Annotated in this window: 14 protein-coding genes and 1 pseudogene; 6 read left to right on the forward strand and 9 right to left on the reverse strand. The window is 68.2% G+C overall.

From position 1 onward, the window contains the following. Positions 1–327: 327 nt before the first annotated feature. The 5 genes from M5C98_RS19695 to M5C98_RS19715 form a co-directional block, all read right to left on the reverse strand. Positions 328–1287 (reverse strand): HNH endonuclease, encoded by a 960-nt coding sequence (locus M5C98_RS19695; protein ID WP_272549123.1) that lies wholly within the window; start codon positions 1285–1287, stop codon positions 328–330. A gap of 448 nt (positions 1288–1735) precedes the next feature. Further along, on the reverse strand, positions 1736–1945 hold the full coding sequence (locus tag M5C98_RS19700; RefSeq protein ID WP_272549124.1) for a hypothetical protein: 210 nt from the start codon (positions 1943–1945) through the stop codon (positions 1736–1738). A gap of 25 nt (positions 1946–1970) precedes the next feature. Continuing rightward, entirely contained in the window at positions 1971–2405 is a 435-nt protein-coding gene (locus tag M5C98_RS19705) for a hypothetical protein (protein ID WP_272549125.1), read from the reverse strand. A gap of 402 nt (positions 2406–2807) precedes the next feature. Next, entirely contained in the window at positions 2808–3902 is a 1095-nt protein-coding gene (ychF, locus tag M5C98_RS19710; RefSeq protein ID WP_272549126.1) for a redox-regulated ATPase YchF, read from the reverse strand. Between the two features lie 97 nt (positions 3903–3999). Next, positions 4000–4872, reverse strand: coding sequence for an MOSC domain-containing protein (locus tag M5C98_RS19715; protein ID WP_272549127.1), 873 nt, complete (start codon positions 4870–4872; stop codon positions 4000–4002). Between the two features lie 96 nt (positions 4873–4968). Between M5C98_RS19715 and M5C98_RS19720 the strand changes: the two genes are divergently transcribed. The 4 genes from M5C98_RS19720 to M5C98_RS19735 all read left to right on the forward strand — a co-directional run bounded on the left by M5C98_RS19720 (position 4969) and on the right by M5C98_RS19735 (position 9667). Then, positions 4969–6099: an FAD-dependent monooxygenase gene (locus tag M5C98_RS19720; RefSeq protein ID WP_272549128.1), complete on the forward strand. Its 1131-nt coding sequence runs from the start codon at positions 4969–4971 to the stop codon at positions 6097–6099. Positions 6100–6191: 92 nt separating this feature from the next. Then, the gene (locus M5C98_RS19725; protein WP_272549129.1) at positions 6192–6911 is read left to right on the forward strand and encodes a DsbC family protein; all 720 of its coding nucleotides are present in this window, start codon (positions 6192–6194) and stop codon (positions 6909–6911) included. 111 nt (positions 6912–7022) lie between these two features. Further along, a complete protein-coding gene (locus M5C98_RS19730) occupies positions 7023–8813 on the forward strand; it encodes a M61 family metallopeptidase (protein WP_272549130.1) in 1791 nt (596 codons plus the stop codon). 74 nt (positions 8814–8887) lie between these two features. Beyond that, the gene (locus M5C98_RS19735; RefSeq protein ID WP_272549131.1) at positions 8888–9667 is read left to right on the forward strand and encodes an enoyl-CoA hydratase; all 780 of its coding nucleotides are present in this window, start codon (positions 8888–8890) and stop codon (positions 9665–9667) included. A 60-nt stretch (positions 9668–9727) separates the two neighbouring features. Here M5C98_RS19735 and M5C98_RS19740 read toward each other — a convergent pair whose 3' ends face one another. Then, entirely contained in the window at positions 9728–10678 is a 951-nt protein-coding gene (locus M5C98_RS19740; protein ID WP_272549132.1) for a LysR family transcriptional regulator, read from the reverse strand. 127 nt (positions 10679–10805) lie between these two features. Here M5C98_RS19740 and M5C98_RS19745 point away from each other — a divergent pair. Next, a pseudogene (locus M5C98_RS19745) lies at positions 10806–11702 on the forward strand (MBL fold metallo-hydrolase); the annotation flags it as partial. Next, on the forward strand, positions 11696–12442 hold the full coding sequence (locus tag M5C98_RS19750) for a DsbA family protein (protein ID WP_272549134.1): 747 nt from the start codon (positions 11696–11698) through the stop codon (positions 12440–12442). The pseudogene M5C98_RS19745 and the gene M5C98_RS19750, both read left to right, overlap by 7 nt. A 28-nt stretch (positions 12443–12470) precedes the next feature. Here M5C98_RS19750 and M5C98_RS19755 read toward each other — a convergent pair whose 3' ends face one another. From M5C98_RS19755 to M5C98_RS19765, 3 genes are read right to left on the reverse strand one after another with little or no spacing between them, the layout of a single operon-like run. Beyond that, entirely contained in the window at positions 12471–13646 is a 1176-nt protein-coding gene (locus M5C98_RS19755; RefSeq protein ID WP_272549135.1) for a CMD domain-containing protein, read from the reverse strand. Positions 13647–13693: 47 nt separating this feature from the next. Then, on the reverse strand, positions 13694–15016 hold the full coding sequence (locus tag M5C98_RS19760; protein WP_272549136.1) for an acyl-CoA thioesterase/bile acid-CoA:amino acid N-acyltransferase family protein: 1323 nt from the start codon (positions 15014–15016) through the stop codon (positions 13694–13696). Positions 15017–15019: 3 nt separating this feature from the next. Next, positions 15020–16609 (reverse strand): ABC transporter substrate-binding protein, encoded by a 1590-nt coding sequence (locus tag M5C98_RS19765; protein ID WP_272549137.1) that lies wholly within the window; start codon positions 16607–16609, stop codon positions 15020–15022. Positions 16610–16634 lie beyond the last annotated feature (25 nt).

Here is a 16634-nt window from a genome sequence, read left to right on the forward strand (position 1 = left end):
ATGTCTGCGCTGATATGGTGAGGATCTCCCAGCATCCAGGTTTTGCGGCACATGACGAACACGGCAACGCCTCCGCGTGAGCAGCAGTTCCTGGCCGGTACCGGGTCTTACCTGGCTGCCGAAGCCGGCTGCCGATCTTCGGCGGATGGACTTGACCGACCACGGACGCCTTGCGGTCGATCTGGCAGGCTCCTTGTCTCGGCCAGAAGCCGGCATTCGTGGACGATTGGTGCCAGGCATCTGACTGGTACTGCCAGCAGCGATGACCTCCAGTGCAGCACGCCAACTCCTTGCCCGAATCCGGTCCAGCACCGATCACATAAGCGGTCACTGTCCGACAGTCGTACCGTCGAGCGCACCGTAGTGCTTTTTGATTGAAGTATGAGTCCCCACAACACCAGCGTCGTCGATCGTCAGCAGCTTGTGGTCGTATAAGGCGTGAAGATCCTTGCGGAGCAGCAGCCCATCCTCGGCCCGGTTGTGGCCTTCGCGCCAGTTGTGACCAATCTTGTGTGCGGCGTCAAGCGCCTTCCCCACATCGCAGCCCGATATGGCGCACCGACCCTTGTAGGCCATGAACACCTCTCGCCTAAACGCGGCCTGATCGGGACGCACCTCGACACTGGCAAACCTTGCCGCTTTCACTTCCAGGCGCTCATCCGTCTCTGGCGGCGTCGTATTCGTGTTCGCCTTCCAGTAATCGTACAGCCGCTCTCGCTCAGCAGCGTCGTCAGCAATGCCGAACTCCTTCTCGAATCCTGGCGAGCATCTGCCCATCGGGGAGACGATCAGCGCTGTGATGATGGGTTCGTCAAGGCTCTCGGACTGGTGACCCAGGAAGTCCATCACCCGCCGGATGTTGCGAAACCCGATGCCGAACGCTGCCATCACCTGGCCGTAGCGGACGGTCTCGCCAACCCTTGCAACTTCGATGAGCCAGTCACGGATCGCGGGGAGTTGATCCTTGTAAATTTGCTCATCCTTGGCGGGCGCAGATCGGCGCTTCACCGTCTTCGCCAGCATCGCAGCCAAACGCGGCTTGACGTTCGCACCGACGTTTCCAGCCGGTTTGAGGCCAGGTAGCCACTGCTCGCCCATTTCAAGGAGGACAGCAGAAATGTTCTGCATTCGGTATTCGAATGCCTTCTCCGTGCGTGGGAACTGCTTGGCTAGGTCGCGGTATACCTGACGCTTCGAGTAGGACTTGCGCTCGGCCTCCCGGCGTGCCATTCCGTTGTAAGCGTCCACCGCAGCCGATAGCTCAGCATCCGTCCAATCGTCGCTCATGCGTCTCCCTCTCCTTCTCAAATAATCGTGCACGGTGGGCATCTCTGAGTCAAGCGCACTGGCACCCACATTTGACGGTGCCGAAGGAGTTCTTCACCGCCTTGCTGAAGCGGTCTGGCCTCACAAATTCACATTTGCTGCTCGACGGTACGAATGCCAGCTTCCAGGCGCCCAATTCGGTCAAGTCTTGGACGGCTTTGATTCGTGAGCGCTAGTACGGCGTCGTCGACAGCTGAAATCGAGGCCTTCGCAGGGGTGAGCTGGCGCCGCATAGCTTGCCTATTGCTGAACGGCCGGTTCTGGATGAACACCGGACACGCATTGCCCGCAGGCCCCACTGACCGCTTGTTGCGGCCGCCTAAAGTCGTCATTCAGTGGCGAATGTCTCTCAACAGCCTGAAGCGGCTCATGCATTTCTCCACACATCACGCTGTAGGCTTGGCCGCGCTCAATCCTTGAGGCTCACCCCCAGATTGCCCAGCTTTTTTGCATACGAGTCCCTGCGTTTTGCTGCCTTTGCAGCGGCTTTGGAGGCGGCTTGGACTGCCTTCGGGCCCTTAGCCGCAGCAGCTTTGATCAATCCGAACTTGTGAGCGGCATCTGCCTCGGCCCGCTTGAAAGTGGCGATGAGTTCAGCATGGGCAACGGATGGATTCACAGGTACTCCATATCAATCAGCGGCGTCACCCTTCAATTTGGACGTCGGTGCGAAGCAAGGCGGTTCTCAATTCGCGATTCGCAGGTTTTGAAACATCCACCTTTTGAACAGCCAGGTCGAACGGTGAACCTGGCTTGATGCTGGTTGGCAGTATCTTTTTTGCTGGATTCTTGGCGGGGTACGTGCCCCGACCCGGACACATGCGAACGGAAAACCCGAATTCTTCGAGTGCACCTTTCGCATACAACTCCGCTAATTGTTGAAACGTTACGAAGGTCGAACGTTTGACGTCTTTGAATCCTGGCCGACTGATGTCACGAACGATCTCGAATTTACCAAGCGAATCTCGCTGTGTATCGGTAAACGGATGGAGCAAGAAAGTCTGACGAACCCCATTTTTGGACACCAGAGTGTGCTCGACGGCTATATCGGTTAACAGCATATTTTTCTCGCTCTTCAAGCTGCAGTTGCACAGCACATCATTTGCCATCCCACCCAAAGTCGCAGATCGTGTTTTCACACCACGCCACTGGGAAGCAATCGCTTTGGGTCTAAAACGGCCTGCCAGTGGGGGAGTGGGTAAAAGCTCGAAATTAGCCTGAACTGCCGTTCAGCCGAAAGAGAGCATGCCGGCCGATAGATGTCTGATGCGAGAAGCTTATCGCGAGCGTTCAGGTCAACGGACTGGCCAAACTCCACCACTGCAATATGCATCCGCGGCAAAGCTCTATCCAAGAAGCGCTATTTCGCTCTTATTGAAATCAAGGAATCGAGAGCGCCACTAGACAGCCCTGCATTTTTCCGAGCGCTGGCCGACGCCCGCAAACGTCGGCCAAGCTTGAAAAAACCGACGCGTGCCGGTTTAAACGTTGAACAGGAAGTTCATCACGTCGCCATCCTTGACGACGTATTCCTTGCCTTCCGCGCGCATCTTGCCCGCGTCCTTGGCGCCCTGCTCGCCCTTGAAGGCGATGAAGTCTTCGAAGGCAATCGTCTGCGCACGGATGAAGCCGCGCTCGAAGTCGCCGTGGATCACGCCTGCGGCCTGGGGCGCGGTGTCGCCCACGTGGATGGTCCAGGCGCGCACTTCCTTCACGCCGGCCGTGAAGTAGGTCTGCAGGCCCAGCAGGGTGAAGCCGGCGCGGATCAGGCGGTTCAGGCCGGGTTCGGCCTGGCCCATCTCGGCCAGGAACATGTCGCGGTCCTCGTCGCTCATCTCGGACATTTCCGCTTCCATCTTGGCGCAGATGGCCACGACGGGCGCGTTCTGGGCGGCGGCATATTCCTTGAGGCGCTCCAGCAGCGGGTTGTTCTCGAAGCCGTCATCGCTCACGTTGCCCACGAACATGGCGGGCTTGGCGGTGATCAGGCAAAAGGGCTTGAGCAGCGGCGCGTCTTCCTTGCTCAAGGGCACGGTGCGCGCGGGCTTGCCTTGGTCGAGCGCGGCCTGGATGGGCGTCAGGATGGACACCAGCTTGGCGGCTTCCTTGTCGTTGCCCGACTTGGCGGCCTTGCTGTAGCGGTTGAGCGCCTTTTCCACCGTGGCGAGGTCGGCCAGGCACAGCTCGGTCTGGATGACTTCGATGTCGGAGATCGGGTCCACGCGGCCGGCCACGTGGATGACGTTGTCGTCCTCGAAGCAGCGCACCACGTTCACGATGGCGTCGGTTTCGCGGATGTGCGCGAGGAACTGGTTGCCCAGGCCTTCGCCCTGGCTGGCGCCGGCCACGAGGCCCGCGATGTCCACGAACTCGACGATGGCCGGCACGATGCGCTCGGGCGTGATGATGTCGGCGAGCTGCTGCAGGCGGGGATCGGGCACTTCCACCACGCCCGTATTGGGCTCGATGGTGCAGAACGGATAGTTCTCGGCGGCGATGCCGGCCTTGGTCAGCGCGTTGAAGAGGGTGGACTTGCCCACATTGGGCAGGCCCACGATGCCGCATTTCAGGCTCATGGCAGGGCTTTCAGGTGTTCGGGAGACAAACCCGCGATTTTACGGGGTGGACCCGAGTCCACCGCGGACAGGGCCAACCGGGCCCTGTCCGGGCGGCTCATTCGAAGCGCAGATCGGCCGCCACAGGCTGGCCCACGCGCAGCATGCGGCCGGCGCCTTCGCGCACGATGGCGTTCATGCCGAAGGTGACGGCCCCGCCCAGCCGCCGGTCGTGGCGGTAGGTGCGCATCATGTCGCTCACCTCGGGGCTGCTGGCGGCGGTGGCCGGGTCGATGTCCGGGATGGGGCAGCGCGCGCAGGGCTTGGTGGGCTGCAGGTGCACTTCCTCGCCCTCCCCGGTGCCGATGTAGAGCCGGTCAATGCGGTCCTCGTCGTGCGCCTGCAGTCCATCGACCACGATGTTGGGGCGAAAGCGCTCGATGCCCACGGCCGCATGGCCGGCGGCCCGCAGCCGCTCGTTCAGACCGTCGAGCGAAGCCTGGCTGGCCAGCAGCAACGGAAACCCGTCGGAAAAGAGGTTGGGTACCTCCAGGCCATCGGACCACTTCGGGCTGGACAGCCGGCGGTGCTCGGGGTCGAACCGCACCATGCGGCAGGGCTGGCCCAGAAAGTCGGTGAACCACTGGGCGGCCAGCGGGCCCATGTCCCAGGCGGGCACCGTGTCGTCCCACAGCTGCACGGTGGCCGGGCCTTCCACCTGGTCGATCGCAACGTGCAGCGCCAGCATGCCGGGGGCGCGCAGCACCATTTCTTGCACCTTGAGCTGGGGCCGGACCAGGGCCATGCGCGGCAAGGTGCGCTGGGTGAGGAAGTGGCCGGCCGCGTCCACGACCATCCAGGCGCGGTCCAGGTCCAGCCCGGTGTCGGTGAGCAGCGCCTGGCGCACTTCGATGCCGGCGCAGGATTTGACGGGGTGGACGAACAGGCGCGCGATGGTGCCGGCAAGGTCGTGGTCAGGGCGGAAAGTCACGGGAAAAAAGCTCCAGGGGCGCGGGCGCGAAACCCATCGGTGAAAGCGGGATTGTGCCCGCCCGTGCCGCCTTGGCCGGCTCCTACAATGCCCGGCATGGCCCAAACCTTTGATGTATGTATCCGTGGCGCTGGCGTCGTGGGCCGCACCCTGGCCCTGCTGCTGGCCCGCGAACGGCTCCGTGTGGCCCTGGTCGGGACCCCAGCGCCCCCGGCGGCCGATGTGCGCGCCTATGCCTTGAACGCCGCCTCGCGCGGGCTGCTCGAATCGGTGCGCAGCTGGCCCGATGCCGCACACGCCACCGCGGTGCGGCAGATGCAGGTGCATGGCGACCAGGGCGGCGAAGTGACGTTCGATGCCGAGCGCCAGGGCACCGAAGCGCTGGCCTGGATCGTGGACGTGCCCGCGCTGGAGGCCCGCCTGGCCGATGCGCTGCGGTTCCAGCCCCAGGCCGAATGGGTGGACGCCCCGGTGCCCGCCGCGCTCACCGTGGTGTGCGAGGGCCGCGCCAGCCGCACGCGCGAGGAATTCGGCGTGGACTTCGCCACCCTGCCGTATGGGCAGCACGCGGTGGCCACCCGGCTGCAGTGCGAGCGGCCCCACGGCCAGGTGGCGCGGCAGTGGTTCCTGCCCGACGGCATCCTGGCCTTTTTGCCGCTGGAAGGCGCCACGGGGAACTCCGTCGCGGTCGTCTGGTCAGTCTCGCAGGACCGGGCGCAGCGCCTGGCGGCCCTCGATCCCGCCGAATTCGAACAACAGATCCAGCAAGCCAGCCAGAACACCCTGGGCACCGTGCAGTTGAGCGCGGACCGCACGGCCTGGCCGCTGCAGCAGGCCCGCGCGGACCGCTGGTGCGGCCCCATGGCGGCACCGGGCCAACCGGGCGCCGCGCGCAGCTGGGTGCTGGCGGGCGATGCGGCGCACAACGTGCATCCGCTGGCCGGCCAGGGCCTGAACCTGGGGCTGGGCGACGCCCAGGCGCTGGCCCGCGTGCTGAACGGGCGCGATTACTGGCGCGGCGTGGGTGACCTGCGGCTGCTGCGCCAGTACGAGCGCGAACGCAAGGCGGCCCTGCTGCCCATGGGCTGGACGATGGACGGGCTGCAGCAGCTTTTCTCGCGCAGCGAGGGGCCTTTGATGGCGCTGCGCAACTGGGGCATGAAGGGCTTCGAGCGCAGCGGCCCGCTCAAGGATTGGGTGACGCGCCAGGCCATGGGCCTGCGCTGACGGGACGGAACGAAGGGCCGAAAGGCGGGCCGCTGGCGACCGCCGCGGCGCATTGCATTGATGAACAACGAGTTGTAGAACGAAAGAATCGCATGAAACTGATCTCCTCCCTGCTGGCCGGCGCCGCGCTCACCCTGTCCCTGGGCGCGTTCGCCCAGGAAGCGGTCATCCGCAAGGCGCTGTCCGAGCGCATTCCGCAGCTGGAGAAGATCGACGAGGTGCGCACCACGCCCATGCAGGGGCTGTACGAAGTGCGCATCGGCACCGACCTCTTCTACACCGATGCCAAGGGCAACTACCTCATCCAGGGCGAGCTGATCGACACCAAGGTCCGCCGCAACCTGACCGAAGACCGCATCAACAAGCTCACGGCCGTGGACTTCGAGGCGCTGCCGTTCAAGGATGCCTTCACCATCGTGCGCGGCAACGGCAAGCGCAAGATCGCGGTGTTCGAAGACCCCAACTGCGGCTACTGCAAGCGCTTCGAGAAGGACCTGCAGAACGTGGACAACGTCACCGTGTACATGTTCCTGTACCCCATCCTGAGCCCCGATTCGGCCGAGAAGTCCCGCAACATCTGGTGCGCCAAGGACCGCGTGGTGGCCTGGCAGGACCAGATGGTCCGCGACAAGCCCGCGCCCGCCGCCAGTTGCGACACCGCCGCCGTGCAGCGCAACCTGGCCTTCGGCAAGAAGCACAAGATCACCGGCACGCCGACGATCATCTTCGCCGACGGCTCCCGCGTGCCGGGAGCGATCAACGCGCAGGAAGTCGAAAAGCGCATGGCCGACGCCGGCGGCTCCGGCAACTGAGCCCCGGCGTGCGCGGCGGCCGCCACCGCGCACGCCACTGACCGCCGGGCGGCGCGGACCACTCCCTGCGCCGGCCCGGGCCTTCCCCGACCCTTCAGCGCCGCACGCACCATGTCCGTCCTTCGCACTCCCCACCCCGCCGTCCACTACCGCGTCGAGCCCGCGCAACTGCACGCCCACCTGTTCAGCGTGACACTGACGGTGGCCAGGCCCGCAGCGCAGCAGGAACTGTCGCTGCCCGTGTGGATTCCCGGCAGCTACCTCGTGCGCGAATTCGCCAAGAACCTGCAGCGCCTGCGCGCGCAGCAGGACGGCAAGGAAGTGCCGCTGGCCCAGCTGGACAAGTGCCGCTGGGAGGTGCAGTGCCGCAACGACCACCCGCTGGTGCTCACGTACGAAGTCTGCGCCTACGACACCTCGGTGCGCACGGCCTTCCTCGATGCCACGCGCGGGTTCTTCAACGGCACCAGCCTGTGCCTGCGCGTGCATGGCCAGGAAGCCGCGCGCCACGACCTCGAAATCGTGAGCACGCCCGCGGTGGCGCGCTGGTCCGTCGCCACCGGGCTCACTGCCGAGAAGACCACGCGCGCCGGCTTCGGCACCTACCGCGCGGAGCACTATGACGAGCTGGTGGACTGCCCCGTGGAGATGGGCCCGTTCTGGAGCATCCGCTTCACGGCCTGCGGCGTGCCGCACCGGCTGGTGATCGCGGGCGCCGCGCCTTCGTTCGACGGCAACCGCATCGTGGCCGACGTGCGCCGCATCTGCGAGACCGGCATCCGCTTCTGGCACGGCAGCGGCAAGCCGCCCTACCCAAACTACCTGTTCTTGCTGAACGTGGTGGACGACGGCTACGGGGGCCTGGAGCACCGCAACTCCACCGCGCTGATCTGCGGACGGCGCGACCTGCCGCGCATCGGCCAGGCGCGGGCGCCCGAGGGGTACAACACGCTGCTCGGCCTGGTGAGCCACGAACATTTCCACACCTGGAACGTCAAGCGGCTGCGCCCGGCGGAGTTCGCGCAGTACGACTACACGCAGGAGAACTACACGCGCCTGCTGTGGTTCTTCGAGGGCTTCACCAGCTACTACGACGACCTGCTGCTGCGCCGCGCGGGCCTGATCGACAACGCCGCCTACCTGCGCCTGCTCACCAAGACCATCAACCAAGTGCTGCAGACGCCGGGCCGCAAGGTGCAGTCGGTGGCGCAGGCCAGCTTCGACGCCTGGGTCAAGTACTACCGCCAGGACGAGAACACGCCCAACAGCACGGTGAGCTACTACACCAAGGGCTCGCTGGTCGCGCTGTGCCTGGATCTGGCCCTGCGCCGCGAAGGCCAGGCCACGCTGGACGACGTGATGCGCGCCCTGTGGGAGCGCTGCGCCGCCGGGCCCATGTCCGAGGCCGACCTGCTCGCCGCGGTGCAGGCGCTGGCGGGCCGCTCGTTCGCCACCGAGATCGCGCAGTGGGTGCACGGCACCGACGACCTGCCCCTGGCCGAACTGCTGGCGGCCAACGGCGTCACGCTGCAGGGCGAGCCGGCGCAACTGGCCCAGCGCCTGGGGGTGCGGGTGGCCGAGGGCCCGGGCCTGCAGATCAAGGTGGTGCTGCGCGGCGGGCTGGCCGAGCAGGCGGGCTTCGCGGCGGGCGACGAATGGCTGGGGATCGAGGTGCAGGGCGAGGCCTGGCGCGTGCAGCGGCTGGACGACGTGCCCCTTTATGCCGGCGTCGAGCCCCGCGTGACGGCGCTGGTGGCGCGTGACCGGCGGCTGCTCAAGCTGGCACTGGAATTGCCGCAGCCCGCCCACGCGGGGGCCGAGCCCGATGCCGACACCATCGGCCTGTCGGTGGCCGACGCAGCCCTGGCCAACCGCTGGCTGGATGGCGGAGCGGGCCAGTAGAGGAGCCTTGCAGAGGCTTGCCGAAGACCCTTGGGTATAGTCTGCCGATCACAACGAGCAACGGAGATACCCCCTTGGCCTACGAAGTCATCGAGGTCCGCATCGAGGCGGACAAGGTCGGCGTCATCACGCTGAACCGGCCCAAGCAACTGAACGCGCTGAACGACCAGCTCATGAACGAGCTGGGCGAGGCGCTGCAGGCCTTCGACGCCGACGAGAAGATCGGCTGCGTCATCGTCACCGGCAGCGAAAAGGCCTTCGCCGCGGGCGCGGACATCGGGGCCATGGCGCAGTACAGCTTCGCCGACGCGTACAAGGGCGACTACATCACGCGCAACTGGGAGCGCATCCGCTCCATCCGCAAGCCGGTGATCGCCGCGGTGAGCGGCTTCGCCCTGGGCGGCGGCTGCGAGCTGGCCATGATGTGCGACTTCATCATCGCGGCCGACAACGCCAAGTTCGGCCAGCCCGAGATCAAGCTGGGCGTCATTCCCGGCGCCGGCGGCACCCAGCGCCTGCCGCGCGCGGTGGGCAAGGCCAAGGCCATGGACATGGCCCTCACCGGCCGCATGATGGATGCCGCCGAGGCCGAGCGCGCCGGCCTGGTCAGCCGCGTCGTGCCCTTCGCCCAGCTGATGGACGAGGCCCTGGGCGCCGCGCTGCAGATCAGCGACTTCTCGCAGATCGCCGTGATGGCGGCCAAGGAATCGGTCAACCGCGCGTTCGAGAGCGGGCTGTCCGACGGCGTGATGTTCGAGCGCCGCCTGTTCCACGCACTGTTCGCCACCAGCGACCAGAAGGAAGGCATGGACGCCTTCGTGAACAAGCGCAAGGCGACCTTCACCCACCAGTGACGCGCCACTCCGCACTGCCCCTGCCACGGGGCTGCGGCACCGCCTCCCCCGCCGCTGCCCTCAGCGGCTTTTTTTCGCCCGCACCGGCGCCTTGGCGGCCGGCACCGGCAGCCCGGCCTGCCAGTGCGCCGGATCGGCGAAGCGCTCCACCAGGAAATCCAGCAGCGCGCGCAGCGCCGGAGGCACCTGCCGGCGCGAGGCGTACACGCCATGCACGCCCAGCGTGCGCGGCACATGGCCCGGCAGCAGGGCCGTGAGCCGCCCCTGGGCGATCAGCGGCGCGGCGGCATAGACCGGCTGCAGCGTCACGCCCGCGCCGTGCAGCGCGGCGGCCAGCAGCACCTGCGATTCGTTGGCGCTCAGGTTGCCGCCCACCGGCACCGCGATGCGCTCGCCCCGGTGCGTGAACTCCCACAGGCTGCGCCCGAAGTACGAATACGTGAGGCAGTTGTGCGTCGCCAGGTCCTGCGCACGGCGCGGCGTGCCGTGCGCGGCCAGGTAGGCGGGCGCGGCGCACACCACCGAGGCGCACTCGCCCAGCGTGCGGGCGATGAGGTTGGGGTCCAGGTCGTTGCTGATGCGCACGGCCAGATCGATGCGCTCCTGCACGAGGTTGACCGGCCGGGAATCGATGTGCAGGTCGATGGCCACCAGCGGATGGCGGCGCAGGAACTCGGCCACCGCGGGCGACAGCACCTCCTGCGCGAGCGACTGCGAGCTGGCGATGCGCAGCAGGCCGCGCGGCACCTCGGCCCCCTCGCCCACCGGCACCGCCATCTCGGCGGCCAGCTCCAGCATGCGCCGGCAGCGCGCCAGGGCCTGCTCGCCGGCCGCCGTGAGGCCCAGGCGGCGCGTGGTGCGGTGCAGGAGCCGGGCGCCGGCCCAGGCCTCCATCTGCGCGAGGTAGCGCGTGACCATAGCGCGCGACATGTCCAGCGATTCGGCGGCGGCGGTCATGCTGCCGCGCTCGGCGATGCGCACGAAGACGTCGGCGGCGGTGAGGCGGTCCATATTCGATCGATCGATGCAACAAAGCTTTGCATGGTAGGGGGTTTTTCGGCCGATCCAGGCAACCTACGATCCAGCCCATTCCTTCTTTCCTTCATTCGTTCAACCCGTCGCTGACCAGGAGCCCGCCATGTCCCGCACACCCCGATTCCTTCGCACCCTGATCGCCGGCGCCGCCAGCCTCGGCTTCGCCGCCGTGGCGCTGGCCGCCGGCCCGCTGCAGTTGCAGGTGTACAACCCCGGCACGAAGAGCCTGTTCCCCGTGTCGTCGGAGCTGATCACGGGCGACACCGAAGCCGTGCTGATCGACGCGCAATTCCAGCGCGACGACGCCCAGGCCCTGGTGGAGAAAATCCGCGCCAGCGGCAAGAAGCTGACCACGGTGTACATCAGCCACAAGGACCCCGATTTCTACTTCGGCCTGGACGTCATCCAAGCCGCCTTCCCCGAGGCGAAGATCGTCGCCACGCCGCAGACGGTGGCCGGCATCCAGGCCTCCAAGGACGGCAAGCTCGCCCACTGGGGCCCCATCCTCAAAGGCAATGCGCCCCAGGCCCTGGTCGTGCCCGAGCCGCTGCAGGGCGACACCATCACGCTGGAAGGCCAGGCCATCCAGATGATCGGCCTGAACGGCCCCACGCCCGGCCGCACGGTGGTGTGGATTCCCTCGCTGAAGGCCGTGGTGGGCGGCGTGCCGGTGGCCGCCAACATCCACGTCTGGATGGCCGACACGCAGACGCCCGAATCGCGCCGCGACTGGCTCGCCACGCTCGACCAGATCGAGGCGCTGCAGCCGGAGGTCGTAGTGCCGGGCCACTTCGTGCCGGACGCCAGCGGCCGGGAGCCGCGCAGCACGGCCTCGGTGGCGTTCACCCGCGGCTACGTGAAGGCCTTCGAGGAAGAAGCCGCCCGCGCCAAGGACTCGGCCGCGCTGGTCGCCGCCATGAAGAAGCGCTATCCGCAACTGGGCGAATCGTCTTCGCTGGAGTTGGGCGCCAAGGTCATCAAGGGCGAAATGAAATGGCCGCAGTGAACGCCGGCGCACCGTCCGCAGTGCTGCACTACGTCTTCGACCCACTGTGCGGCTGGTGCTACGCCGCCGCGCCGCTGGTGCAGGCCGCACGGCAGGTGCCGGGCCTGGCGATCGCGCTGCACGGCGGCGGCATGATGGCCGGCCCCAACCGCATCGCCATCACGCCCCGGTGGCGCGACCACGTGGTGCCGCACGACCGGCGCATCGCCCAGCTCACCGGCCAGCCCTTCGGCGAGGCGTACTTCGAAGGCCTGCTGCGCGACCCGACGGCGGTGATGGATTCGGAACCGCCGACCACCGCCATCCTGGCCGCCCAGGCCCTGGGCCAGCGCGGGCTGGACATGGCGCACCGCATCCAGCAGGCGCACTATGCGCAAGGCCGCCGCGTGGCGGACGCCGCGGTGCTGCGGGATCTGGCGGCAGAAATGGGCCTGGACGCCGAAGCATTCCACGCCGCCTTCGCGCAGTGGCAAGGCGCGCCGACCCAGGCGCACTTCGCGGAAAGCCGCCAGTGGCTGGCCCGCGCGGGCGGCCAGGGCTTTCCCACCCTGGCGCTGGAGCAACCCGGTGCGCCGCTGCAGACGCTGGACATCGGCCCCTGGCTCGGCCAGCCCGAGGCCTGGAAGACCGTGCTGCGCCAGCGCCTGGAGGCCGGGCGGGCCGCCATCGCACCGGCCGCCATCGCACCGGCCGGCAGCGCCCTGGCCTGCCGCCCGGACGGCTGCGCGATCTGATGGCGGGCGGGCGTCCCCTGCCCCCCGGTCAGCCGGGCAAGACCGGCTCGCCCAGGTTGAGCATCAGCCGGTTGGCCCAGGCGAAGATCGCCACGGCGTGCACGGCATCGAGGATTTCTAGGTCCGACAGGCCGGCCGCGCGCAGCGGCCGCACCTGGTCTGCACCAAACGCGCCGGGCGCGCGCGTGAGGTCGATGCTGGCCTGCACGATGGCCTGTTCGCGTGCCGTGGTGCCCGCGCCCTGCGGCTCGGTGAACACCTGCACGATCACGTCGTTGCGCTTGGCCAGCTGCTCGAACCGCTGCGCATGCACCGAGGCGCAGTACACGCAGCCGTTCACGCGCGAGACCACGGCGCTGGCCAGCTCGCGCTCGGCGCGCGACAGCCCCCCGGGCGCGTACATGATCGCGTTGAACACGATCGACCGTTCCTCCAGGATGCGCGGCTGGTGCACCAGCACGCGGTAGTAGTCGCTGGTCTTGGCCTTGGGGTGGCTGGCCTCCAGCACCGCCAGTTGCGCGGGCGTGGCCTGCGCCAGGTCCAGCACGGGCAGCCAGGCTTTCCACTCCAGCGTCTCGCTGGTGTAGCCGTTCACGCGCACGGGCTCGCCGGGCTTCGGCAGGTGGGCCGGATGCACGAACGGCGCGGCGGCCGGGGCCGGCTCGCCAGCGGCGGCGGCGGGCGAAGCCGCCGGCGTTCCAAGCGCCGCCAGGGCCTGCAGCCCCGCCACCACGCGCACCTGGTAGGCCACGAAGGCGATGAGCTGCGCCAGCGCCACCACGGCGGGCGTGGACAGGCCGGCGGCGGGCAGCTGCAGCAGCGCCTCGCGGTCGCCCTCCACCGGCCGCGCGGCCAGCAGGTCGGCAAAGCGCAGGATGGCCTGCAGGCGCGGGTCCTGCACTGGCGAATCGCCCGAATCCAGGGCCGCGCGCTGCGCGGGCGCGAGGTCGGCCAGGCCCTGCAGCCGCGCCGTGTAGTGCGCTGCCACCGGCGCGCTGCCGGCATGAAAGGCGATGGCCCGCGCGGCCAGCAGGCGCTCGGCCAGGGAGAGGCCCTCCAGCGCGGGATCGAACAGGCTGTCGTAGCTGCCCTGCGTGGCGGCCACCACCTTGTCGCGCTGGTGGCGCACGGCGTGCACGGGGTCGCCTGCGGTCAGCGGCACCAGGGTGTCCACCAGATCGGGGGAAAGGGATGCATCGGTCATGTCGGCTCCGGTTGGGCGGCACGGCGGCCGCCAGGGATCTCAGTGTTTTAGGGCTGCAGGGCAGATTCTTCTAGGGCAGCGTGCTTCAAAAAAGATAGCACCTGCCGCCACGAGTGTTCGTCGGCCCATGCATTGGGCGCGGGCGTGCCGCCGCCGGTGCTGAGCCGGCCCGAGACCGGGTGGGCGTACACGGTCTGCGTGGTGGGCAGGTAAGGGAACAGGATGGAATGCCCCGCGCCCGCGTAGTCGTACTGCGCCACCGGGTGCGGGTGCGCATGGGCCTTGAGCCGCTCCACGACCATGCGGCCGTAGCGCGACGAGGGCCAGGAGCCGTCGTCCTCGGCGGTCAGCAGCAGCACCGGGCCGCGGATGCGCTCCACGCGGATGCGGGCGCGCTCCACGGCGTCCTCGTCCTGCAGCGCGGTGAGCAGCGCGTTGGCATGGCGGCGCGGCTCGGGGCCCTCGTCCCACGGCGCCCAGGTGGCGGTGCGGTTGTTCTCCCACAGGTGCGGCAGCGGCTGGCCGCGGAAGATCCACGCCGGGCCGTTGCGGCTGTCGGGGCCGTTGGCGGGGTTGCAGGCGTTCTGCGCGCTGTGCACCACCGCGCCCGGCACGTAGCCGATGACGGCCGAGACCTGCTCGGGAAACAGCGTGCCCAGCAGCAGCACCAGCTCGCCGCCGCGCGACTGCCCGCTTAGCGCGACGAAGCCGCCGCGCGGGCGCACCGTGCGGTGCAGCCAGGCGAGCGCGGTCTCGAAGTATTCGAGGTGCGTGTCCGAGATGTGGTCGGGCCGCCCCGGCGACTGGAAGTAGCCCAGCGCCAGCGCCGCGTAGCCGTGCGAGGCGTACAGCGCGGCGCGCGGCTCGTTGATGCCGCCGCCCGAGCCGTTGAGGACCAGCACCGCCGGGTGCGGGCCCGGGCTCGGCGGCAGGAACAGCGTGCCCGACAGCCCGTCCTCGCGCACATCGCGCCGCACCACGCCGGGGCCGACCAGGTGCTGCACGAAGCGGCCCGCGAGCGGCGCCTCGCCGGTGGCGGCGCGCTCCAAAGCGATGTCCGTGGTCAGCGGCGCGGCCGGGGTGCTGGCGAACAGCGCGCGCGGCGCCTGCCCGCCGTCGGGCACCTGCGACCACACCAGGCCCATGGGCGACACGCCGGCGTAGCTGCCCGACCACGGCGCGTCGCGCGACAGGTCCACCGTGCCCTGGGCATCGGCCTCGAAGACGGCCTTGGCGCGCCAGGCGACGCCCGGACCGCGCAGGGTGTGGCTGCGCAGCGTGACAGTCTCGCCGGGGGCGAGCCCGCTGGCCACGATGTGGCGCGGCACGTCGATCAGCGCGTCGGCGGGGGTGATGGTGAGCGCGGCCACGCCTTACTTGCCCACGCGGGTGACTTGCAGGGCGGTGGTGCGGTCGCTCAGGATCGGCTCGACCTTCAGCCCCTTCTTGGCCGCCCAGATGTTCTGGTAGTGGAACAGCGGGATCTGGCCCACGTCGTCAGTGACCAGCTGGGCGGCATGGCGGAACACGGCCTCGCGGCGGCGCGCGTCGAACTCCACCGTGGCGGCATCGAGCGCCTTGTCCACCGCTTCGTTGCTGTAGCGGCCCCAGTTGTTGGCGCCGCGCCCGCGCTGGGCGTCGGTGGTGGCGAGCGTCTGCAGCAGGCCGTAGCCGGCCTCGCCCGTGCCGTTGCCCCAGGCGATCACGCTGACGGCGAAGTCGTTCTTGTTGGCGCGGCTGGCGTACGAGGCCCAGGGCAGCACCTCCACCTTGGTCTTCACGCCCGCGCGGCTCCAGAACTGGGCCACGGCCTGCACGGTCTCGGGCGCCTGCGGGTAGCGGTCGCCGGGCACGTGGATGGTGATCTGGAAGCCCTGCGGAAAGCCGGCCTCGGCCAGCAGCTTTTTCGCCTGCTCCACGTTGTAGGCAATGGGTTTGACCTCGGGGTTGTAGCCGAAGCTGCCCTTGGGCATCCACTGGTTGGCCTCGGTCACCGTGCCCTGCAGCACGCGGTCCACGATGGCCTTGCGGTTGATGGCCAGCGACAGCGCCTGGCGCACGCGCACATCCCGCAACGGGTTCTGCGCGAGCGGCTTGCCCGCGTTGTCGGTGACGAACTCGTTGGCGCCGGCCTTGAAGCTGGGCTGCAGCAGCAGCGCGCGCAGGCCGGGGTAGGTATAGACGCTCACGCTGGGCGTCTTGCGCAGCTTCTCCACGTCGGTCACGGCGACCTTGTCGATCACGTCCACATCACCCGCCAGCAGCGCGGCGGTGCGCGCCGCGCCGTTGTTGATGTAGCGGTAGTTCACCTTCTCCCACAGCGGCTTGGTGCCGTAGTAGCTCGCGCTGCGCTCGAACACCGTGCGGTCGCCCGGCACGTAGGAGACGAATTTATAGGGCCCCGTGCCCACGACGGCGCGGCCGGCGTTGTAGTCCTCGGTCCTGGATTTTTCGCCCACGTGCTTGCTCACGATGTAGATCGATGCGATCTCCAGCGGCAGCATGGGGTTGGGCGTGTTGGTCTTGACGATGACCGTGTGCGCGTCCTTGGCCGTTGTCGATTCGACCGTGCGCAGCGCGCCCGCATAGGACGCCACGCTGCCGGGCACGTTGCGCGCGCGCTGGAACGAAAACACGATGTCGTCGGCGGTGAAGGGCGTGCCGTCCTGCCACTTCACGTCGGTGCGCAGCTTGAACTCCCAGGTCTTGTCGTCCAGCGTCTTCCAGCTGGCGGCCAGGCCCGGCTCCAGCTTGCCGCCGTCGCGCGAGTTGACCAGCGAGTCCCAGAAATGCAGCGCCAGCGAGCGGTCGCCCGCGTGGTTGTTGAGCTGCGGATCGACCGACGACACCGGGTCGGCGAAGCCGATGGACAGCGTGTTGCCGTTCTGCGCGAGCGCGCCAGTGGCACCGGTAGCGGCGAGCAGCGCGGCGGCGGCCAGGGTGGCGAGGCGGAAGGAAGTCATGGCGGGCCTTTCAGGAAAAAACGAA

It is taken from the genome of Acidovorax sp. NCPPB 3576 (genome assembly GCF_028473605.1).
Taxonomy (GTDB): domain Bacteria; phylum Pseudomonadota; class Gammaproteobacteria; order Burkholderiales; family Burkholderiaceae_C; genus Paracidovorax.